This window comes from Kosakonia sp. PSU_27, from assembly GCF_039409795.1.
Taxonomy (GTDB): domain Bacteria; phylum Pseudomonadota; class Gammaproteobacteria; order Enterobacterales; family Enterobacteriaceae; genus Kosakonia.
Genome location: NZ_JBCIVK010000008.1, coordinates 299,126 through 319,925 on the forward strand (window position 1 = coordinate 299,126; position 20,800 = coordinate 319,925).

The following is a 20,800-nucleotide window of genomic DNA, read 5'->3' on the forward strand; positions in this document are numbered from 1 at the left end:
GAAGAATTCGCGGGACAGAAAAGCCTCTGCACCTCGAAGAATAAAGTGTATATACTTCCCGGCCTGTTGGCATTCTTATGATTGCCGCGGGCCGTGTTATTATTGCCTTTTAGTATATTTGGACAGGAAGAGTATTTTGACTACTGACACTCATACTCTGCACATTGAAGAGATCCTGGAGCTTCTGCCGCACCGCTACCCGTTCTTACTGGTTGATCGCGTGCTGGATTTTGAAGAAGGTCGTTTTCTGCGCGCAGTCAAAAATGTTTCGGTAAACGAGCCGTTTTTCCAGGGGCACTTCCCTGGCAAACCGATTTTCCCGGGCGTGCTGATTCTTGAAGCAATGGCGCAGGCAACCGGTATTCTGGCGTTTAAAAGCGTTGGTAAACTGGAGCCGGGTGAGCTGTATTACTTCGCCGGTATCGACGAAGCGCGCTTTAAGCGTCCTGTTGTGCCAGGCGATCAGATGATCATGGAAGTCACTTTCGAAAAAACCCGCCGTGGCCTGACCCGTTTTAAAGGGGTTGCGCTGGTAGACGGTAAAATTGTTTGTGAAGCTACTATGATGTGTGCACGTAGCCGGGAGGCCTGATACGTGATTGATAAAACCGCCTTTATTCATCCTACTGCCATTGTTGAAGACGGTGCCGTTATTGGTGCTAACGCTCATATTGGCCCATTTTGTATTGTGGGACCTCACGTTGAAATTGGTGAGGGTACCGTACTGAAATCTCACGTCGTGGTGAATGGTCATACGACTATTGGTCGTGATAACGAGATTTATCAGTTCGCCTCCATCGGCGAGGTGAACCAGGATTTGAAATATGCTGGTGAACCGACTCGTGTGGAAATTGGCGATCGCAACCGCATCCGCGAAAGCGTCACCATCCACCGTGGCACAGTACAGGGTGGTGGATTGACGAAGGTGGGCAGCGATAACCTGCTGATGATCAACGCGCACATTGCGCACGATTGTACGGTTGGAAATCGCTGTATCCTTGCAAATAACGCGACGCTGGCGGGGCATGTTTCCGTCGACGACTTTGCCATCATCGGCGGCATGACCGCAGTGCATCAGTTCTGCATTATCGGTGCGCACGTGATGGTTGGCGGGTGTTCCGGCGTTGCCCAGGACGTACCGCCTTACGTGATCGCTCAGGGCAACCATGCCACACCGTTTGGTGTGAACATTGAAGGTCTGAAACGTCGCGGCTTTAGCAGAGAAGCGTTAGTGGCTATTCGTAATGCGTACAAATTGCTGTACCGCAGCGGTAAAACGCTGGAAGAGGCGAAACCGGAAATTGCTGAGCTTGCTGCGAAGCACCCGGAAGTTGACGCATTTATGCAGTTCTTTGAGCGCTCAACACGTGGTTTGATCCGTTAATGATCGACGCGCGTCCCCTTACGATAGCCCTCGTCGCCGGAGAAACCTCCGGCGATATTCTTGGTGCCGGTCTTATCCGCGCGCTGCGAGCTCGCCTGCCGAATGCTCGTTTTGTCGGCGTCGCGGGGCCGCGTATGCAGGCCGAAGGCTGCGAAGCCTGGTATGAAATGGAAGAGCTGGCGGTAATGGGCATCGTTGAGGTGCTGGGGCGTTTGCGCCGTCTGCTGCATATCCGCGCCGATTTAACCCGTCGTTTTAGCGAACTGAAACCGGATGTCTTTGTCGGCATCGACGCGCCGGATTTCAATATTACCCTCGAAGGCAATCTGAAAAAGCAGGGTATTAAAACCATCCACTATGTCAGTCCGTCCGTCTGGGCGTGGCGACAAAAACGCGTTTTCAAAATCGGCAGAGCCACCAACCTGGTGCTCGCGTTTCTGCCTTTCGAAAAAGCGTTTTACGATAAATTTAACGTACCGTGCCGTTTTATCGGCCATACCATGGCGGATGCCATGCCGCTGGATCCCGATAAGAACGCTGCGCGGGCGCACCTTGGGATTGCTGATAACGTGCATTGTCTGGCTTTACTGCCGGGCAGTCGCGGGGCGGAAGTCGAAATGCTGAGTGCGGACTTCCTGCGTACCGCCCAGTTGCTGCGTGAGCGCTACCCCGATCTTGAAGTGATTGTGCCGTTGGTCAATGCGAAACGGCGTGAACAGTTTGAGCGCATTAAAGCGGAAGTCGCACCCGAGCTGCCGGTGCATATGCTTGATGGCCATGCGCGGGAAGCGATGATCGCCGCAGACGCCGCGCTGCTGGCCTCGGGAACCGCTGCGCTGGAGTGCATGCTGGCGAAATGCCCGATGGTAGTTGGCTATCGTATGAAGCCATTCACTTTCTGGCTGGCAAAACGTCTGGTAAAAACGCCCTATGTGTCGCTGCCAAACTTGCTTGCCGGGCGTGAGCTGGTTAAAGAGTTGCTCCAGGATGAATGCAATCCCCAGGCGCTTGCTGCCGCGCTGGAACCCTTACTGGCCAACGGCAAAACCAGCCACGAGATGCACGACATTTTCCGCGAATTGCATTTGCAGATTCGCTGCAATGCCGATGAACAGGCGGCTGACGCCGTACTGGAGTTAGCACAATGATAGAGTTTGTTTATCCGCATACGCATTTGGTCGCGGGTGTGGATGAAGTCGGTCGCGGCCCGCTGGTGGGCGCGGTAGTAACAGCGGCGGTGATCCTCGATCCTGAACGTCCTATTATCGGTCTGAACGATTCTAAAAAATTATCCGAAAAACGCCGTTTGTCTCTCTGCGATGAGATCAAAGAGAAGGCGCTGGCCTGGAGTCTGGGCCGCGCGGAACCGCATGAAATTGACGAGTTGAACATTTTGCATGCCACCATGCTGGCGATGCAGCGCGCTGTTGCCGGGCTGGCAATTGCGCCTGAGTTCGTGCTGATCGACGGTAATCGTTGTCCGGCTTTGCCGATGTCTTCGCTGGCGGTGGTAAAAGGCGATAGCCGTGTCGCAGAAATCAGCGCCGCGTCGATTCTCGCCAAAGTAACCCGCGATGCGGAGATGGCCGAACTTGATATCATTTTTCCGCAATATGGCTTTGCGCAGCATAAAGGCTATCCTACGGCTTTCCATCTGGAGAGACTGGCGGAGCACGGCGCAACCGAGCATCACCGACGCAGCTTTGCGCCGGTCAAACGCGCGTTGGGTCTTGCGTCCTGATTCTTGTGAACGTGAAATAAACCAGGCTGGGATCTAAAAATGGCTGAACCACGTTTCGTACACCTGCGGGTGCATAGCGACTATTCCATGATTGACGGGCTGGCGAAAACCGGACCGCTGGTGAAAAAGGCGGCCGCGCTCGGCATGCCTGCGCTGGCGATCACCGATTTTACCAACCTGTGTGGTCTGGTGAAGTTCTACGGAACGGCGCACGGTGCCGGGATGAAGCCTATCGTCGGCGCTGATTTTCATGTGCAAAGCGATCTGCTTGGCGACGAGCTGACGCAGCTCACCGTTCTCGCTATCAACAACACCGGTTATCAAAACCTGACGCTGCTTATTTCGCGCGCCTACCAGCGTGGTTATGGCGCGCTCGGCCCGTGGATTGACCGCGACTGGCTGCTGGAACTCAATGAAGGGCTGATTCTGCTTTCCGGCGGTCGCATGGGCGACGTGGGTAAAAGCGTGCTGCGTGGCAATAGCGCACTGGTTGAGCAGTGTCTTGAGTTCTATAAAACCCATTTTCACGATCGCTACTATCTGGAGCTGATCCGTACGGGACGAGCGGACGAAGAGTCTTACCTGCATGCCGCTGTCGCACTGGCAGAAGAGCATGACTTGCCGGTTGTTGCGACCAACGATGTGCGGTTTATTGATGCCGACGACTTCGACGCCCATGAGATCCGCGTGGCGATCCACGACGGTTTTACCCTCGACGATCCCAAACGCCCGCGTAACTATTCGCCGCAGCAATACATGCGCAGCGAAGAGGAGATGTGCGAGCTCTTCTCGGATATCCCGGAAGCGCTGGAGAACACGGTCGAAATCGCCAAACGCTGTAACGTCACCGTTCGTCTTGGCGAATATTTCCTGCCGCAGTTTCCGACGGGGGATATGACCACCGAGGATTTCCTCGTGGCGAAATCCAAAGAGGGGCTGGAAGAACGACTGGCATTTCTCTTCCCGGATGAAAACGTGCGCGCCGAAAAGCGCCCGCCTTACGATGAACGTCTCGATATTGAACTCCAGGTTATCAACCAGATGGGGTTCCCGGGCTACTTCCTCATCGTGATGGAATTTATCCAGTGGTCGAAAGACAACGGCGTACCGGTAGGGCCGGGACGTGGTTCCGGTGCGGGTTCGCTGGTGGCGTATGCGCTGAAAATTACCGACCTCGATCCGCTGGAATTTGACCTGCTGTTCGAACGTTTCCTTAACCCGGAACGTGTGTCGATGCCTGACTTCGACGTCGATTTCTGCATGGAAAAACGCGACCAGGTTATCGAGCACGTGGCGGATATGTACGGGCGCGATGCGGTATCGCAGATCATCACCTTTGGTACCATGGCGGCGAAAGCGGTTATCCGCGACGTTGGCCGCGTGCTTGGCCACCCGTATGGCTTTGTCGACCGAATTTCAAAACTGGTGCCACCGGATCCGGGCATGACGCTGGCTAAAGCGTTTGAAGCCGAGCCGCAACTGCCAGAAATTTACGAAGCCGACGAAGAGGTCAAAGCGCTGATCGATATGGCGCGCAAGCTGGAAGGGGTGACGCGAAACGCCGGGAAACACGCCGGTGGTGTGGTGATCGCGCCAACCAAAATTACCGACTTTGCGCCGCTGTATTGTGATGAAGCCGGTCAGCATCCGGTTACTCAGTTCGATAAAAACGACGTGGAATATGCGGGTCTGGTGAAGTTCGACTTCCTTGGGCTGCGTACGCTAACCATCATTAACTGGGCGCTGGAGATGATTAACGCCCGGCGCGAGAAGAACGGCGAGCCGCCGCTGGACATCGCCGCTATTCCGCTGGATGACAAGAAAAGTTTCGACATGCTGCAACGCTCGGAAACCACGGCGGTTTTCCAGCTTGAATCCCGCGGCATGAAAGACCTGATCAAACGCCTGCAGCCTGACTGCTTCGAAGATATGATCGCACTGGTGGCGCTGTTCCGTCCGGGTCCGCTGCAATCAGGCATGGTAGATAACTTTATCGACCGTAAACACGGGCGTGAAGAGATCTCCTACCCGGATGTTCAGTGGCAGCACGAGAGCCTGAAGCCAGTGCTGGAGCCAACCTATGGCATCATCTTGTATCAGGAACAGGTGATGCAGATTGCGCAGGTGCTTTCGGGTTACACCCTTGGCGGCGCAGATATGCTGCGCCGTGCGATGGGTAAGAAAAAGCCGGAAGAGATGGCCAAGCAGCGCTCGATTTTTGAAGATGGCGCGAAGAAAAACGGTATCGACGGCGAACTGGCGATGAAAATCTTCGACCTGGTGGAAAAATTCGCCGGTTACGGATTTAACAAATCGCACTCTGCCGCCTATGCTTTGGTGTCGTACCAGACGCTGTGGCTAAAGGCGCACTATCCGGCCGAGTTTATGGCGGCGGTAATGACTGCCGATATGGACAACACCGAGAAAGTGGTTGGCCTGGTCGATGAGTGCTGGCGCATGGGGCTGAAAATTCTGCCGCCGGATATCAACTCGGGTCTGTACCATTTCCACGTTAATGACGATGGCGAAATTGTTTACGGCATCGGCGCGATCAAAGGCGTGGGGGAAGGCCCGATCGAAGCGATCATTGAAGCGCGCAACAACGGTGGCTACTTCCGCGAATTGTTCGATCTTTGCGCCCGTACCGACATCAAAAAACTCAATCGTCGGGTACTGGAAAAGCTAATTATGTCCGGGGCGTTTGATCGCCTTGGCCCGCATCGCGCTGCGCTAATGAACGCGCTGGGCGATGCGCTGAAAGCCGCCGATCAGCACTCGAAAGCCGAGGCGATTGGGCAGGCGGATATGTTTGGCGTGCTGGCAGAAGAGCCGGAGCAGATCGAGCAGTCCTACGCCAGTTGCCAGCCGTGGCCGGAACAGGTGGTGCTGGATGGCGAGCGTGAAACGTTAGGGTTGTACCTGACAGGTCACCCGATTAATCAGTATTTAAAAGAAATTGAGCGCTATGTCGGAGGCTACCGGCTGAAAGACATGCATCCGACCGAACGTGGGAAAGTGACCACGGCGGCGGGGCTCGTCATTGCCGCGCGGGTTATGGTCACCAAGCGCGGCAATCGTATCGGCATCTGTACCCTGGATGACCGTTCCGGGCGTCTTGAAGTGATGTTGTTCACTGACGCCCTGGATAAATACCAGCAACTGCTGGAAAAAGACCGCATACTTATCGTCAGCGGACAGGTCAGCTTTGATGACTTCAGTGGGGGGCTTAAAATGACCGCCCGCGAAGTGATGGACATTGACGAAGCCCGGGAAAAATATGCCCGCGGGCTTGCTATCTCGCTGACGGACAGGCAAATTGATGACCAGCTTTTAAACCGACTCCGTCAGTCTCTGGAACCCCACCGTTCGGGAACCATTCCAGTACATCTCTACTATCAGAGGACGGATGCGCGCGCGCGATTACGCTTCGGCGCAACGTGGCGTGTCTCTCCGAGCGATCGTTTACTCAACGATCTGCGTGGCCTCATAGGTTCGGAGCAGGTGGAACTGGAGTTTGACTAATACAGGAATACTATGAGTCTGAATTTCCTTGATTTCGAACAGCCGATTGCTGAGCTGGAAGCGAAAATCGATTCTCTGACCGCCGTTGGCCGTCAGGATGAAAAACTGGATATTAACATCGACGAAGAAGTGCATCGTCTGCGTGAGAAAAGCGTTGAGCTGACACGTAAAATTTTCGCCGATCTTGGCGCATGGCAGGTCGCGCAGTTGGCTCGCCATCCGCTGCGTCCATACACCCTGGATTATGTCCGCCTGGCTTTCGACGAGTTCGACGAACTGGCTGGCGATCGTGCTTACGCTGACGATAAAGCCATTGTTGGCGGTATCGCGCGTCTGGATGGGCGTCCGGTGATGATCATCGGCCACCAGAAAGGCCGCGAAACCAAAGAAAAAATCCGCCGTAACTTCGGTATGCCTGCACCGGAAGGGTATCGCAAAGCGCTGCGCCTGATGGAAATGGCAGAACGCTTCAACATGCCGATCATTACCTTTATCGACACGCCGGGTGCTTATCCGGGCGTGGGCGCGGAAGAGCGTGGTCAGTCTGAAGCGATTGCGCGTAACCTGCGTGAAATGTCCCGCCTGAGCGTGCCGGTTATCTGCACCGTGATTGGCGAAGGCGGCTCCGGCGGCGCACTGGCGATTGGTGTGGGCGATAAAGTGAATATGCTGCAATACAGCACCTATTCTGTTATCTCCCCGGAAGGTTGCGCATCGATTCTGTGGAAAAGCGCCGATAAAGCGCCGCTGGCTGCCGAAGCGATGGGGATTATCGCCCCGCGTCTGAAAGAACTGAAACTGATCGACTCGATCATTCCGGAACCGCTGGGCGGTGCTCATCGTAACCCGGAAGCGATGGCGGCGTCGCTGAAAGCACAACTGCTGGCCGATCTGGCCGATCTGGATGTGCTGAGCAAAGACGATCTGCGTAACCGCCGTTACCAGCGTCTGATGAGCTACGGCTACGCCTGATCCTCATCCCACTCTGAAAAGCCGCACCGCTGTGCGGCTTTTTTTATACCTGCCGTTTACCTCAACTATGCTTAGCTAAGGTTTTTAACGGAGGTAGCCGTGAATATTATTGCCATCATGGGACCACATGGCGTTTTCTATAAAGATGAGCCAATTAAGGAGCTGGAGCAGGCATTACAGGCCCAGGGCTTTCAACTTATCTGGCCGCAAAACAGCACCGACTTACTGAAATTTATCGAACACAACCCGCGCATCTGCGGCGTTATCTTTGACTGGGATGAGTACTCCCTCGATCTGTGCAGCGAAATCAATCAGCTTAACGAATATCTCCCGCTGTACGCCTTTATCAATACCCACTCGACGATGGACGTCAGCATCCAGGATATGCGCATGGCGCTGTGGTTTTTCGAGTATGCGCTGGGTGTGTCCGAGGATATTGCTACGCGTATCGGTCAGTACACCCGCGAGTATCTCGAAACCATCACGCCGCCGTTTACCCGCGCGCTGTTTACCTACGTTAAAGAGGGCAAATATACCTTTTGTACGCCGGGGCATATGGCGGGCACGGCTTATCAGAAAAGCCCGGTTGGCTGCCTGTTTTACGATTTTTTCGGTGGCAATACGTTAAAAGCAGATGTCTCTATTTCGGTCACGGAGCTGGGCTCGTTACTGGATCACACAGGCCCGCATCTGGAAGCCGAAGAGTATATCGCCCGCACCTTTGGCGCGGAGCAGAGCTACATGGTGACCAACGGCACCTCGACCTCGAATAAAATCGTCGGCATGTATGCCGCACCGGCCGGCAGCACATTGTTGATTGATCGTAACTGCCATAAGTCACTGGCACATCTGCTGATGATGAGCGACGTTACGCCGCTATGGCTGAAACCCGGGCGCAATGCGCTGGGGATTCTGGGCGGGATCCCTCGTCGTGAATTTACCCATGCCAGCATCGAACAGAAGGTGGCAAAAACAGCGGGCGCACGCTGGCCGGTACATGCGGTGATCACCAACTCCACTTATGACGGACTGTTGTATAACACCGACTGGATCAAAAAGACGCTTGATGTGCCGTCGATCCACTTCGATTCTGCCTGGGTTCCTTATACCAATTTCCACCCGATCTACGCCGGGAAAAGCGGCATGAGCGGCGAGCGGGTGCCGGGAAAAGTGTTCTTTGAAACCCAGTCGACGCACAAAATGCTGGCGGCATTTTCACAGGCATCGCTGATTCATATTAAAGGTGAATATGATGAAGACACCTTTAACGAAGCATTTATGATGCACACCACCACCTCGCCGAGTTATCCGCTGGTGGCCTCCATCGAAACGGCGGCGGCGATGCTGCGCGGTAATCCCGGCAAACGTCTGATTAACCGTTCCGTCGAGCGCGCGCTGCATTTCCGTAAAGAAGTTCAGCGGCTGAAAGATGAAGCCGATGGCTGGTTCTTTGATATCTGGCAGCCAGAAGAGATTGAAGAGGCGGACTGCTGGCCGGTTGCGCCCGGTGAAGCATGGCACGGTTTTCGCGATGCGGATGCCGACCATATGTTTCTCGATCCGGTTAAAGTGACCATCCTGACGCCGGGGATGGACGAGCTGGGGAACATGAGCGACGAGGGGATCCCGGCGGCGCTGGTGGCGAAGTTCCTCGATGAGCGCGGTGTTGTAGTCGAGAAAACCGGGCCATATAACCTGCTGTTCTTATTCAGTATTGGCATTGATAAAACCCGCGCGATGGGGTTGCTGCGCGGATTGATGGAGTTTAAACGCGCCTACGATCTGAATCTGCGCGTGAAGAATATGCTGCCGGATCTCTACGCCGAAGATCCGGATTTCTACCGCAATATGCGCATTCAGGATCTGGCTCAGGGGATCCATAAGCTCATCCGCCAGCACGATCTTCCACGTTTAATGCTGCAAGCGTTTGATGTATTACCGGAAATGAAACTGACGCCGCACCAGGCCTGGCAGCGGCAAATTCAGGGCGAGGTGGAAACCATTGAACTTGAGCGACTGATAGGGCGAATCTCGGCGAATATGATCCTGCCTTATCCGCCAGGCGTGCCGCTGGTGATGCCCGGTGAAATGATCACCGAAGCGAGCAGAGCCGTGCTGGATTTCCTGCTGATGCTTTGCGCTATTGGCCGCCACTATCCCGGTTTTGAGACGGATATTCATGGCGCGAAGCGGGACGAAGAGGGCGTTTATCGGGTACGAGTCCTAAAAAACCGCTGAACTATTGCGGGCAAACACCGGCAGGCGTAACGTTCTGGCATCAAAAAAGGAGAGACTATGCTGGGTTTAAAACAGGTTCATCATATTGCCATCATTGCTACGGACTACGCGAAGAGCAAAGCGTTTTACTGCGATATCCTCGGGTTTACGCTGCAAAGCGAGGTCTATCGCGAAGCACGTGATTCATGGAAAGGCGACCTGGCGCTGAACGGGCAGTATGTGATTGAGCTGTTTTCTTTCCCGTTCCCGCCTGCGCGCCCCAGCCGACCAGAAGCCTGCGGGCTGCGCCATCTGGCGTTTAGCGTTGATGACATCGACAAGGCGGTGGCGCATCTGGCGGCTCACGGTGTGCAGTGCGAAGAGATCCGCATCGATCCTTACACCGATAAACGCTTCACCTTCTTTACCGATCCTGATGGCCTGCCGCTCGAGCTTTACCAGCAGTAATACTTGCCACTTCCGCTAATGCCCGGTAACGTGCCGGGCATTACTCCGTTTTGATAATCGCTATGACCACGCCCTTTTTTGCATCAATGCCGACCACATCGCGCCAGTTTCTGGTGGCGTTTAGCGGTGGGCTGGATTCAACCGTCCTGCTGCATAAATTGATGCTTTGGCGACAGCAATTACCCGAACTCAAGCTGCGCGCCATTCATATTCACCACGGGCTTAGTCCGCACGCCGACGCCTGGGCGGAGCATTGTGAGGATATTTGCGCGCGCTGGCAGATCCCGCTCAGCGTCGTTCGCGTTCAACTGGTGAACAACGGGGAAGGGATTGAAGCGCAGGCGCGCAACGCGCGTTATCAGGCATTTGCGGAGGCACTGCTGCCCGGTGACGTGCTGGTAACTGCTCAGCATCTGGACGATCAGTGTGAAACGTTCCTGCTGGCGTTAAAACGCGGCAGCGGGCCTGCCGGGCTGGCGGCCATGCCCGAAAGTATGCCTTTTGCCGGCACTCAGCTTATTCGCCCCTTACTGACACAAACTCGCGATGAGTTGCACCAGTGGGCACTTCACCATGCGCTGTCATGGATTGAGGATGAAAGTAACGCCGACGCCAGCTTCGATCGCAATTTTTTACGCTTGCAGGTTTTACCGGTGCTGGCGGCACGCTGGCCACATTTCGCCGACGCTGTTGCGCGAAGTGCCGCGCTGTGTGGCGAACAAGAGCAGTTACTTGATGAGCTACTGGCGGCGGAACTTGATGCGGCGACGACGGCTGAAGGGGCGCTGGAGCTTGTCCCTCTTTATACGCTAAGCGATGCGCGCCGTCGGGCGCTGCTGCGTCGCTGGCTGGCGCAGCGCGGCGCGGTCATGCCATCACGTGCCATGCTTGATCGCTTGTGGCAGGAAGTGGCGCTGGCGCGAGAAGATGCCTCACCGTGTCTGCGACTTGGTGAGTTCGAAGTGCGTCGTTATCAGTCGTGCTTGTGGTGGATCCGCGCCATTGAAAGCCAGCGTGATACGCAACTGCCGTGGCTGGCACCTTTCGAGCCGCTAACATTACCGGCGGGTCTTGGTGAGCTGTTGCTAGTGGCGGGTGGGGAAATTCGCCCCCCCAACGCTGATGAGGCGGTTTCGATCCGCTTTCAGGCACCCGGTATGTTGCATATCGTCGGGCGCAGCGGCGGGCGCAAGCTGAAGAAAATCTGGCAGGAACTTGGCGTGGCGCCCTGGCGGCGCGATACCACGCCGCTGCTGTTTTATGGTGAAACGTTGATGGCGGCGGCGGGGTTATTCGTTACGCGAGAAGGGGCGAAAAGCGCGGAGCAAAAAGGCGTACGGCTGGCGTGGCGAAGATAACGGGCAACAGGCGCTGCCCGCAAAATGTCAGGACTCGCTCACCACAACGGTGCCGATTTCAGGATGGCTGAAGCTGGCAATTTTATCGAGACGCAGTTCGCGCGCGGCGCCTGCGACATCAACCACCAGATACTCCACATTTTTACGTGAGACTAAATCGTTGGCTTTGGCGCTGAGCACCTCGCCGTCTTTCATTTCCAGCTTCAATAAAAGATGATGCTGGCAGGCGAGTTCAAGGTTGTCATAGTCATCACAGTTGATGGGTTGATAGGCATCATTCATTGACATAATCGCTCACCAGTAAGTTCGCGGCAGCATACGCCGCCTTTTCCCTGACCGACTCTGAAAGGGTGTCATCCGACGCCATTTCATTCAGCACTTTCAACACGCACCCCAGCGCATCCGGGATATACCCTAAATCTCCGCTGGCGATTTCCGCATAACGTCTGCGTACTAACTCACAATAATTGTTCACATCACCTCCTGTCAGCAACCTGACTTTACTGTGAGATAACACTAAGCCTACGAAGTTAAACTCTGTTTAGCAAGGTGACTATACCACAGCTTATTCATCATTATCAGGGCGATGAATATCCACTGCGACAAGAGATAACAGCGCTTTATGCTTATATTCGCTACAATAGCGACCATTTTATGAAGGAGCGGTGACATGGCATTAAAAGCGACAATTTATAAAGCGACGGTGAACGTTGCCGATTTGGATCGTAATCAGTTTTTAGATGCAACGCTGACGCTGGCTCGCCATCCTTCTGAGACGCAAGAACGCATGATGCTGCGCCTGCTGGCGTGGATGAAATATGCGGATGAACGCCTGCAATTTACCCGCGGTCTCAGTGCCGACGATGAACCGGAACTGTGGCTACGCAATGATTATCTCGGTATCGATCTGTGGATTGAGCTGGGGCTGCCGGAGGAAAAACGGCTGAAGAAAGCCTGCTCACAGGCGAAAGAAGTGGCGCTTTTTACCTATAATTCACGCGCGGCGCAGATCTGGTGGCAGCAGAACCAGTCGCGCTGCGCGGCATTTAGCAATCTGAGCATCTGGTATCTGGATGATGTGCAACTGGCCGGGTTGAGCGCGTTTGCCAGCGATCGTACCATGACGCTGCAAGCGACGTTACAGGATGGCGCTATCTGGTTATCGGACGAGAGCCAGAATCTGGAGATCCACCTTGAAGCCTGGCAGCCGCCGCAATGATTGAGATCTCCCGTTCGGTCGCCATTGCTGACGAAGAGCTGGAAATCACGGCGGTGCGTGCGCAGGGCGCGGGCGGTCAGCATGTCAATAAGAGCTCAACGGCGATCCACCTGCGTTTTGACATCCGGGCTTCAAGCCTGCCAGAGTATTACAAAGCGCGTTTACTGGAGGCGTCGCACCATCTGATTAGCAGCGAAGGCTGGGTGGTGATAAAAGCACAGGAATATCGCAGCCAGGAGATGAACCGCGAAGCAGCAATCGCTCGCCTGGTGGCGTTAATTAAAGAATTAACCGTCGTGCAAAAGAGCCGTCGGGCAACGCGCCCAACCCGCGCATCGAAAGAGCGCCGGTTATCGGGCAAGGCGCAAAAGTCGTCGGTAAAAGCGCTACGCGGTAAAGTTCGGGGTCATGAAGGCTGACGGGTAATAACAGAATCGGGCATAAGGAATTGGGTGTGAAAAAAGCGATTTTAGCGGTGCTGGCGGGGTGTACGCTCTTTGCGCTTTTCGGATGTAACAACCGTGGCGATGTTGAGACGGTGCAGCCAACACAAGTTGAAGAATTGAAACCGATGCAGCAAAGCTGGCGCGGTGTTTTGCCCTGCGCGGATTGCGAAGGGATTGAAACCTCTCTGTTTCTGGAGAAAGACGGGAGCTGGGTGATGAACCAGCGCTATCAGGGAGGAAAAGCGCCCTCGGTGTTTGCCACGTATGGTAACTGGGCGCGCACGGCGGATAAACTGATCCTCACTGATACGCACGGTGATAAAACCTTTTTCCGCGCCAAAGGCGATGCGCTGGAGATGCTGGACCAGCAAGGCAATCCCATCACTTCTCAGCTCAATTACACGTTACAGCCAGTAAAAGCCGCGCTACCGGCAACGCCAATGGCGATGCGCGGCATGTATATGTACATGGCTGATGCGGCGGTATTTACCGATTGTGCAACCGGCAAGAAGGTAGCCGTTGCCAGCAATGCGCAGCTTGAGCGCGACTATGCGGCAGCGCGCGGAACAGAAACCAAACCGATTCTGCTGGTGGTCGAAGGGCATTTCACCGTTGAGCCAAACCCCGACACCGGTGCGGCGCAGAAAGTGCTGGTGACGAATAAACGCGGTAAGTTTAGCCCCAATAAAGGTTGTGATGATTAAGCATTAGCAGTGCAAAAACCGCCTTCACAGAAGGCGGCATGATTAGCGTGAAGGGCATGCGAAACCTGCGCTTAAAATGAAACCTGTTGGTCATGCTTGATTTAAACCCAGTAATAATAAGGCAGCGCCAAAACCAGATGCCCGTCACGTGGTATTTCGGTAGTTATAAAAAAGCCCCGCATTGCGGGGCTTTTTGTTGGGGCGCTTAACCTTTGATGGCTTTGACCAGATAATCGAGGATATCCCCGGTTTTGATCAGCTGTTTCTCGCCATTGCGACGGTATTTATATTCGATATCGTCGTTGTCGAGGTTACGATCGCCAATCACCACCGTATGCGGGATACCGATCAGTTCCATATCGGCAAACATCACACCCGGGCGCTCTTTACGATCGTCCATCAGCACTTCAATACCCTGCGCACGCAGCTCGGCGTAGAGTTTCTCCGCCAGTTCCTGCACGCGATAAGATTTGTGCATGTTCATTGGCAGCAGCGCGACCTGGAACGGCGCAATGGCGTCAGGCCAGATGATCCCGCGCTCGTCGTTGTTCTGCTCAATGGCCGCAGCCACAACACGCGTTACACCGATACCGTAGCAACCCATGGTCAGGATCTGGTTACGCCCATCTTCACCCTGCACGGCGGCATTCAGCGCCTGGGAGTACTTGGTGCCCAGCTGGAAGATGTGACCGACTTCGATACCGCGCTTGATAAGCAGCGTACCTTTGCCATCCGGGCTCGGATCGCCGGCAACAACATTACGAATATCTGCCACTTCTGGGGTCGCTACATCACGATCCCAGTTGATGCCGAAGTAGTGTTTGCCATCGATATTCGCGCCAGCAGAGAAATCGCTCATCGCCGCAACGGTACGGTCAATCACAACCGGAACCGGCATGTTCACCGGGCCGAGCGAGCCTGGGCCTGCATTCACTACCGCGCGGATTTCCGCTTCGGTGGCGAAGGTCAACGGCGCGGCAACCTGCGGCAGTTTTTCCGCTTTAACTTCGTTCAGCTCATGATCGCCGCGCACCAGCAGCGCAACCAGTGGGGAGCTGCTGCCTTCAACGGCTTTAACCAGCAGGGTTTTCACGGTTTTTTCAATCGGCAGGTTGAACTGCTCAACCAGCTCAGCGATGGTTTTGGCGTTCGGTGTGTCAACCAGCGTCATTTCCTGCGTTGCCGCGGCGCGCGGCTCTTTTGGTGCCAGCGCTTCGGCAAACTCAATGTTGGCGGCAAAATCGGAGGAGTCAGAGAAGATCACATCGTCTTCACCGCTCTGCGCCAGCACCTGGAATTCGTGCGAGGCGCTACCGCCGATCGAGCCGGTATCTGCCTGTACGGCGCGGAAATCCAGACCCATACGGCTGAAGATTTTGCTGTAGGCGGCGTACATTGCATCGTACGTCTCCTGCAACGATTCCTGAGATGTATGGAAAGAGTAGGCATCTTTCATCAGGAATTCGCGTGAGCGCATGACGCCAAAACGCGGGCGCACTTCATCACGGAACTTGGTCTGGATCTGGAAGAAGTTCAGCGGCAACTGCTTGTACGAGTTCAGCTCGTTACGAATCAGGTCGGTGATCACTTCTTCATGCGTTGGGCCGAGGACAAACGGACGATCGCCGCGATCGACAAAACGCAGCAGTTCCGGGCCATATTGCTCCCAGCGGCCGCTTTCCTGCCACAGGTCGGCGGGCTGCACTACTGGCATGGACACCTCAATCGCACCGGCGTTATTCATCTCTTCACGCACGATGTTTTCGACTTTTTTCAGAACGCGCAAACCGGTTGGCAGCCAGGTGTATAACCCGGAGGCCAGTTTGCGGATCATCCCGGCGCGCAGCATCAGCTGGTGGCTGATGACTTCGGCGTCGGCAGGCGTCTCCTTCAGAGTGGAGAGCAAGTATTGGCTAGTACGCATGTTGTTACGGTTCCATTTGGACAATCGGAACAGGCCTAAGACAGGCCTGACACAGAAAAAAGTGGTTTAGTTTATCAGCCTGGCAGAGATGCCAAAAGAGAGGGGGATAAAATTAGCGCGCTTCGAGCGCAAACACTTCAAAGCCGCCATCGGTTACGCGCCAGCGCACATTAAAATCCAACAGCCAGACGGCGTAGGTTTTTCCCTGCTCTTCCCCTTTCTTATAAGCTGGGCGCGGATCCTGCGCCAGCACTTCGCACAGAAAGGTTTTGAAATGCGGGTAGCGCTTTTCAAGCCCACTAAGCTGCGCTTCGACATCCGGCGTAAAAGTGACGGCTACATCAGCAGAAGGTGCCTGTTGCGCGTAGCTAGCTTGCGCATCGGGCAAAGCTTCAGCAAACGGCAAATAGGGCTTGATATCCACCACCGGCGTGCCATCGACCAGATCAAGACTGCCAAGTTGTAAAATCACCTGATCTTTCTGGCAGCGGATGCCGTGCAACTCAACCAGCGACATGCCGATCGGGTTAGGCCGGAAGGTTGAACGCGTGGCGAAAACCCCCATTCTCGCGTTTCCTCCCAGCCGGGGCGGGCGCACGGTTGGTCGCCAGCCGCCTTCCATCGTTTGATGAAACACGAAAAGCACCCACAGGTGGCTGAACTCTTCAAGGCCACGCACGGCATCGGGCTGGTTATAAGGAGGAAGCAAGTGAAGTTCGCCGCCGCCGTGTTTCACCAGACCTGGCTGGCGCGGTACGGCAAACTTCTCTTTATACGGTGAGCGGATAACGCCGATTTGCTCGAAAGCAAATGTACTCATTTGGATGAGATATTCAGTGCAGAACCTACGCAAACCGCCTGACGGTAGCAACCCGGCGTGCCGCTGGTCACTTCGCAGCTGTGCTGCAGAACCGCGTTAGCTTTCAGCTTAGATGCATTGATTTGCATGCGTTTACGCGCGGTAGGAATATTCGGCGGAGAGTCCTGATTGCTGGCCTGGCAGGATTCACCGGTAACTTCGCCCAGATCGCGGAACGGTTTACCGACCAGCTCGGTGGCATCCGTAATGACCCGTACAGGGACAGGGCGCGTGACTTTCGGTTTCTCCGGTTCTACTTTTGGCGCCGCAGCGGTGCTTTTTACAGGTTCGACAGGAGATCTGCTTAGCAAGGAGCAGCCACTTAACATGAGTGCTAATAAACAGATCGGTAAAGCACGCATAATATATCCTCGAAGTAATTTTCTTAACGCCGCTTATTGAATCAGGCGCGTGCACAAATGACAAGGCGGGCTTGCGCCCGCCTTGAATGATATTACAGACTGAGGAGATTACCAGCCTTTCACTGCGCCGCCGTTGAAGACTTTATTTGCCGCTTCGCTGACTTCATCAGACTGGTAAGCCTGGACGAATTTCTTCACGTTTTCCGCGTCTTTGTTATCTTCGCGCGCGACGATCAGGTTGACGTACGGGGAGTCTTTATCTTCAACGAAGATGCCGTCTTTTTCCGGCGTCAGGCCAATCTGGCTGGCGTAAGTGGTGTTGATGACCGCCAGCGCAATCTGCGCATCGTCCAGGGAACGCGGCAGTTGCGGGGCTTCCAGTTCAACAATTTTCAGGTTTTTCGGGTTTTCGGTGATATCCAGCACGGTTGGCAGCAGACCCACGCCATCTTTCAGTTTGATAAGACCTTGTTTTTGCAACAACAGCAGGGAACGGCCGAGGTTGGTTGGGTCATTCGGAACGGCTACCTGAGAACCATCCTGCAGCTCAGACAGGGCTTTGATTTTTTTGGAGTAGCCGGCGATCGGGTAAACGAAGGTATTGCCGACCGGAACCAGTTTGAAGCCACGGTCTTTTATCTGCTGATCCAGATACGGTTTATGCTGGAAGGCGTTCGCGTCAATGTCGCCTTTACTCAGCGCTTCGTTCGGCAGCACGTAGTCGTTAAAGGTAACCAGCTCAACGTCCAGGCCATATTTCTCTTTTGCGACTTTCTGTGCGACTTCAGCAACTTGCTGTTCGGCGCCCACAATCACACCGACTTTGATGTGATTCGGATCTTTTTCGTCCTGGCCGCAACCAGCCAGCGCCAGAGAACCCAGCAGAGCACCAACTGCTGCAAAAGTCTTGAATTTAAAAGCCATGATATTTTCCTTTCTATCTGAGTCGTTATGTTGTGTGTAACGTTATTTATGCGTCACAGCCCGGACGATACGATCGCCAGCGAACTGAATTAAGTAAACCAGAACCACGAGCAATATCAGTACGGTATTCATCACTAATGGATTGTAGGTCACATAGCCGTATTGGATACCCAACTGACCTAAACCACCCGCACCAACGGCACCGCCCATCGCTGAGTAACCCACCAGGGTAATCAGCGTAATGGTCGCCGCGTTAATCAGCCCCGGCAGCGCTTCCGGCAGCAGAACTTTGCGGATGATCTGCATTGGCGTTGCGCCCATGGCGCGTGATGCTTCAATCAGACCCGCAGGCAGCTCCAGTAGAGTATTTTCTACCATGCGGGCAATAAACGGCGCGGCGCCTACTGTCAGTGGAACGATGACGGCATACAGACCAATAGATGTACCAACAATCACGCGGGTGAAAGGAATCATCCACACCAGCAAAATGATAAATGGGATGGATCGGAAAATATTCACCAGCGCGGAAATCACGCGATACAGCCCAGGGTTTTGCATGATTTGACCCGGACGCGTCACATATAGCAGCACGCCGAACGGCAGACCGACGATAAAACCCAGCAAGCCTGAAGCAAAGGTCATAAATAACGTTTCCCAGATGCTGCGGGCAAAAAGCCACATCATTGCCTCAGACATAACCGAGTACCTCTACTTTTACATGGTGTTCTTGCAGCCAGGCGATTGCGGCCTGGGTATCCTCCGGGGTGCCGTGCATTTCGGTCAGCATAATGCCGAACTTCACGCCGCCCGCGTAATCCATCTGCGCGCTAATAATATTGTTGTTCACGTTAAAACGACGCGCCGTTTCCGACAGCAGCGGGGCATCGACGGATTGACCGGTAAACTCCATCCGCAACATCGGTACGCTGTCCGTTTGCGGCTGCGCCTGTAAGCGTTGCAGGTAATCTTCCGGAATATCGAGGTGCAGGGTGGACTGGATAAACTGCTGCGCCAGCGGTGTTTTCGGATGGGAGAACACTTCGCTCACCGTATCCTGCTCAATCAGTTCGCCGTTGCTGATTACCGCCACGCAATCACAAATGCGTTTTACCACATCCATTTCATGCGTAATGAGCAGGATAGTTAGCCCGAGGCGACGGTTAATGTCTTTGAGCAGTTCAAGAATAGAACGTGTGGTTGCCGGATCCAGTGCGCTGGTGGCTTCATCACATAACAACACTTTCGGGTTACTGGCCAGCGCACGAGCAATGGCGACGCGCTGTTTTTGCCCGCCGGAAAGATTGGCCGGGTAACTGTCGTGCTTATCAGCCAGCCCTACCAGATCGAGAAGTTCTGTCACCCGGCGATTGATCTCGTCGCGCGAGGTGTTATCCAGCTCCAGCGGTAAAGCAACGTTACCGAAAACGGTTCGTGAAGAGAGCAGGTTAAAGTGCTGGAAGATCATGCCAATTTGGCGGCGCGCTTTGGTTAATTCCGCTTCTGACAACTGCGTCAGATCCTGGCCGTCAACCAGAACGCTGCCCTGTGATGGACGTTCAAGTAAGTTGACGCAGCGGATAAGCGTACTTTTCCCCGCACCAGACGCGCCAATAACGCCATAAATTTGACCAGCTGGAACGTGCAGGCTTACGTTGTTCAGCGCCTGAATCGTACGGTTCCCTTGCTGGAACACTTTGGTGATATTCGAAAGTTTAATCATTAGATTATTTTTATCGTATGAGAGTTAGCCGTGGCATTTTCTTCTGCCGGTTACGACTTTCAGCCGTAAACAGAGCGGATGGTAAGGCATCCAGACGTCTAAATCAATGTCACTCATCAACGATGAGCACTTTCCTGTGTAGCGAAACATGAGATACTAAGGACATATGCCTTTTTCAGGAGCAAACCCGTGGCAAAGTCTGTACCCGCTATTTTTCTCGATCGTGATGGCACTATTAATGTTGATCACGGCTACGTCCATGAGATTGATGAATTTGAATTTATTGATGGCGTTATTGACGCCATGCGCGAACTGAAAGAAATGGGTTATGCGTTGGTGCTGGTGACTAACCAGTCTGGTATCGCGCGCGGCAAATTCACCGAGGCGCAGTTTGAAACGTTAACCGAATGGATGGACTGGTCTTTAGCCGATCGCGGCGTTGATTTGGATGGTATCTACTATTGTCCACATCACCCGCAGGGAACAGTAGAAGAGTTCCGTCAGGTTTGTGACTGTCGTAAACCGCACCCGGGCATGCTCATCTCGGCGCGCGATTTTCTGCACATTGATATGGCCGCTTCTTATATGGTTGGCGATAAGCTGGAAGATATGCAGGCGGCATCTGCTGCACAAGTAGGAACAAAAGTACTGGTACGCACCGGGAAACCCGTCACGCCGGAAGCTGAAAATAGCGCCGATTGGGTGATTAATAGCCTTGCGGAGCTGCCAGCCGCCATCAAAAAGCACCAAAAATAGCCTTTATGACGAAAAGATGAGCGGTTGAAATAAAAATGTGTTTTTCCGCTTGTCATTCAGCTCGGGCTCCCTATAATGCGCCTCCATCGACACGGCGGATGTGAATCACTTCACACAAACAGCCGGTTCGGTTGAAGAGAAAAAATCCTGAAAATCAGGGTTGACTCTGAAAGAGGAAAGCGTAATATACGCCACCTCGCGACAGAGCGCTAAAGCGCGTCGCA

Annotated in this window: 21 protein-coding genes; 13 read left to right on the top strand and 8 right to left on the bottom strand. The window is 54.3% G+C overall.

Features of this window, described 5'->3' with window-relative positions; all coding sequences use genetic code 11:
- The first annotated feature begins 136 nt into the window (after positions 1–136).
- The 9 genes from fabZ (at position 137) to tilS (ending at position 11,662) form a co-directional block, all read left to right on the top strand.
- Entirely contained in the window at positions 137–592 is a 456-nt protein-coding gene (gene fabZ / locus AAIG26_RS20750; protein ID WP_017458006.1) for a 3-hydroxyacyl-ACP dehydratase FabZ, read from the top strand.
- A 3-nt stretch (positions 593–595) separates the two neighbouring features.
- Complete coding sequence (gene lpxA / locus AAIG26_RS20755; RefSeq protein ID WP_045512028.1) at positions 596–1,384, top strand: acyl-ACP--UDP-N-acetylglucosamine O-acyltransferase; 789 nt, start codon at positions 596–598, stop codon at positions 1,382–1,384.
- Positions 1,384–2,532, top strand: a complete 1,149-nt coding sequence (gene lpxB / locus AAIG26_RS20760; RefSeq protein ID WP_343181373.1) for a lipid-A-disaccharide synthase — start codon at positions 1,384–1,386, stop codon at positions 2,530–2,532. The genes lpxA and lpxB overlap by 1 nt, the downstream gene beginning before the upstream one ends.
- Entirely contained in the window at positions 2,529–3,125 is a 597-nt protein-coding gene (gene rnhB / locus AAIG26_RS20765; RefSeq protein WP_343181374.1) for a ribonuclease HII, read from the top strand. The genes lpxB and rnhB overlap by 4 nt, the downstream gene beginning before the upstream one ends.
- 39 nt (positions 3,126–3,164) lie before the next feature.
- On the top strand, positions 3,165–6,647 hold the full coding sequence (dnaE, locus tag AAIG26_RS20770) for a DNA polymerase III subunit alpha (protein ID WP_020456616.1): 3,483 nt from the start codon (positions 3,165–3,167) through the stop codon (positions 6,645–6,647).
- 12 nt (positions 6,648–6,659) lie between these two features.
- The gene (gene accA, locus AAIG26_RS20775; RefSeq protein ID WP_020456617.1) at positions 6,660–7,619 is read left to right on the top strand and encodes an acetyl-CoA carboxylase carboxyl transferase subunit alpha; all 960 of its coding nucleotides are present in this window, start codon (positions 6,660–6,662) and stop codon (positions 7,617–7,619) included.
- A gap of 99 nt (positions 7,620–7,718) precedes the next feature.
- Complete coding sequence (locus tag AAIG26_RS20780; RefSeq protein WP_020456618.1) at positions 7,719–9,857, top strand: lysine decarboxylase LdcC; 2,139 nt, start codon at positions 7,719–7,721, stop codon at positions 9,855–9,857.
- A gap of 57 nt (positions 9,858–9,914) precedes the next feature.
- Positions 9,915–10,304 (top strand): VOC family protein, encoded by a 390-nt coding sequence (locus AAIG26_RS20785; RefSeq protein ID WP_020456619.1) that lies wholly within the window; start codon positions 9,915–9,917, stop codon positions 10,302–10,304.
- A 62-nt stretch (positions 10,305–10,366) separates the two neighbouring features.
- Positions 10,367–11,662: a tRNA lysidine(34) synthetase TilS gene (tilS, locus tag AAIG26_RS20790; protein WP_343181376.1), complete on the top strand. Its 1,296-nt coding sequence runs from the start codon at positions 10,367–10,369 to the stop codon at positions 11,660–11,662.
- 27 nt (positions 11,663–11,689) lie between these two features.
- On the opposite strand, the gene rof is transcribed toward tilS, so the two are convergent.
- Together rof and AAIG26_RS20800 are read right to left on the bottom strand one after the other, a co-directional pair.
- The gene (rof, locus tag AAIG26_RS20795) at positions 11,690–11,950 is read right to left on the bottom strand and encodes a Rho-binding antiterminator (protein WP_017458015.1); all 261 of its coding nucleotides are present in this window, start codon (positions 11,948–11,950) and stop codon (positions 11,690–11,692) included.
- A complete protein-coding gene (locus tag AAIG26_RS20800) occupies positions 11,937–12,137 on the bottom strand; it encodes a YaeP family protein (protein WP_017458016.1) in 201 nt (66 codons plus the stop codon). The genes rof and AAIG26_RS20800 overlap by 14 nt, the downstream gene beginning before the upstream one ends.
- A gap of 195 nt (positions 12,138–12,332) precedes the next feature.
- On the opposite strand from AAIG26_RS20800, the gene AAIG26_RS20805 reads away from it, so the two are divergent.
- The 3 genes from AAIG26_RS20805 to nlpE are packed head-to-tail and all read left to right on the top strand — an operon-like array spanning position 12,333 to position 14,031.
- The gene (locus AAIG26_RS20805) at positions 12,333–12,881 is read left to right on the top strand and encodes a YaeQ family protein (protein ID WP_045512047.1); all 549 of its coding nucleotides are present in this window, start codon (positions 12,333–12,335) and stop codon (positions 12,879–12,881) included.
- Complete coding sequence (arfB, locus tag AAIG26_RS20810) at positions 12,878–13,300, top strand: alternative ribosome rescue aminoacyl-tRNA hydrolase ArfB (protein WP_020456622.1); 423 nt, start codon at positions 12,878–12,880, stop codon at positions 13,298–13,300. The genes AAIG26_RS20805 and arfB overlap by 4 nt, the downstream gene beginning before the upstream one ends.
- A gap of 35 nt (positions 13,301–13,335) precedes the next feature.
- On the top strand, positions 13,336–14,031 hold the full coding sequence (gene nlpE, locus AAIG26_RS20815; RefSeq protein ID WP_020456623.1) for an envelope stress response activation lipoprotein NlpE: 696 nt from the start codon (positions 13,336–13,338) through the stop codon (positions 14,029–14,031).
- 205 nt (positions 14,032–14,236) lie between these two features.
- Here nlpE and proS read toward each other — a convergent pair whose 3' ends face one another.
- The 6 genes from proS to metN all read right to left on the bottom strand — a co-directional run bounded on the left by proS (position 14,237) and on the right by metN (position 19,820).
- Positions 14,237–15,955 (bottom strand): proline--tRNA ligase, encoded by a 1,719-nt coding sequence (proS, locus tag AAIG26_RS20820; RefSeq protein ID WP_020456624.1) that lies wholly within the window; start codon positions 15,953–15,955, stop codon positions 14,237–14,239.
- 112 nt (positions 15,956–16,067) lie between these two features.
- Entirely contained in the window at positions 16,068–16,775 is a 708-nt protein-coding gene (gene tsaA, locus AAIG26_RS20825; protein ID WP_020456625.1) for a tRNA (N6-threonylcarbamoyladenosine(37)-N6)-methyltransferase TrmO, read from the bottom strand.
- A complete protein-coding gene (rcsF, locus tag AAIG26_RS20830) occupies positions 16,772–17,176 on the bottom strand; it encodes an Rcs stress response system protein RcsF (RefSeq protein WP_020456626.1) in 405 nt (134 codons plus the stop codon). Before rcsF ends, tsaA begins: the two co-directional genes overlap by 4 nt.
- Before the next feature lie 108 nt (positions 17,177–17,284).
- Positions 17,285–18,100, bottom strand: coding sequence for a methionine ABC transporter substrate-binding lipoprotein MetQ (metQ, locus tag AAIG26_RS20835; protein ID WP_017458023.1), 816 nt, complete (start codon positions 18,098–18,100; stop codon positions 17,285–17,287).
- A gap of 42 nt (positions 18,101–18,142) precedes the next feature.
- A complete protein-coding gene (locus AAIG26_RS20840) occupies positions 18,143–18,796 on the bottom strand; it encodes a methionine ABC transporter permease MetI (RefSeq protein ID WP_017458024.1) in 654 nt (217 codons plus the stop codon).
- Positions 18,789–19,820 carry a methionine ABC transporter ATP-binding protein MetN gene (metN, locus tag AAIG26_RS20845; RefSeq protein ID WP_020456628.1) on the bottom strand — a complete coding sequence of 344 codons (1,032 nt, stop codon included), beginning with the start codon at positions 19,818–19,820 and terminating at the stop codon, positions 18,789–18,791. The genes AAIG26_RS20840 and metN overlap by 8 nt, the downstream gene beginning before the upstream one ends.
- A gap of 189 nt (positions 19,821–20,009) precedes the next feature.
- Here metN and gmhB point away from each other — a divergent pair, with 189 nt between their 5' ends.
- Positions 20,010–20,576 (top strand): D-glycero-beta-D-manno-heptose 1,7-bisphosphate 7-phosphatase, encoded by a 567-nt coding sequence (gene gmhB, locus AAIG26_RS20850; protein WP_045512055.1) that lies wholly within the window; start codon positions 20,010–20,012, stop codon positions 20,574–20,576.
- The last annotated feature ends 224 nt before the right edge of the window (positions 20,577–20,800 follow it).

Bases quoted from the DNA above. Each gene is read 5' to 3' on its own strand.
- lpxB (WP_343181373.1), top strand. From the start codon at position 1,384: ATGATCGACGCGCGTCCCCTTACGATAGCCCTCGTCGCCGGAGAAACC.
- rnhB (WP_343181374.1), top strand. From the start codon at position 2,529: ATGATAGAGTTTGTTTATCCGCATACGCATTTGGTCGCGGGTGTGGAT.
- dnaE (WP_020456616.1), top strand. From the start codon at position 3,165: ATGGCTGAACCACGTTTCGTACACCTGCGGGTGCATAGCGACTATTCC.
- accA (WP_020456617.1), top strand. From the start codon at position 6,660: ATGAGTCTGAATTTCCTTGATTTCGAACAGCCGATTGCTGAGCTGGAA.
- AAIG26_RS20785 (WP_020456619.1), top strand. From the start codon at position 9,915: ATGCTGGGTTTAAAACAGGTTCATCATATTGCCATCATTGCTACGGAC.
- tilS (WP_343181376.1), top strand. From the start codon at position 10,367: ATGACCACGCCCTTTTTTGCATCAATGCCGACCACATCGCGCCAGTTT.
- rof (WP_017458015.1), bottom strand. From the start codon at position 11,950: ATGTCAATGAATGATGCCTATCAACCCATCAACTGTGATGACTATGAC.
- AAIG26_RS20805 (WP_045512047.1), top strand. From the start codon at position 12,333: ATGGCATTAAAAGCGACAATTTATAAAGCGACGGTGAACGTTGCCGAT.
- arfB (WP_020456622.1), top strand. From the start codon at position 12,878: ATGATTGAGATCTCCCGTTCGGTCGCCATTGCTGACGAAGAGCTGGAA.
- proS (WP_020456624.1), bottom strand. From the start codon at position 15,955: ATGCGTACTAGCCAATACTTGCTCTCCACTCTGAAGGAGACGCCTGCC.
- tsaA (WP_020456625.1), bottom strand. From the start codon at position 16,775: ATGAGTACATTTGCTTTCGAGCAAATCGGCGTTATCCGCTCACCGTAT.
- rcsF (WP_020456626.1), bottom strand. From the start codon at position 17,176: ATGCGTGCTTTACCGATCTGTTTATTAGCACTCATGTTAAGTGGCTGC.
- metQ (WP_017458023.1), bottom strand. From the start codon at position 18,100: ATGGCTTTTAAATTCAAGACTTTTGCAGCAGTTGGTGCTCTGCTGGGT.
- AAIG26_RS20840 (WP_017458024.1), bottom strand. From the start codon at position 18,796: ATGTCTGAGGCAATGATGTGGCTTTTTGCCCGCAGCATCTGGGAAACG.
- metN (WP_020456628.1), bottom strand. From the start codon at position 19,820: ATGATTAAACTTTCGAATATCACCAAAGTGTTCCAGCAAGGGAACCGT.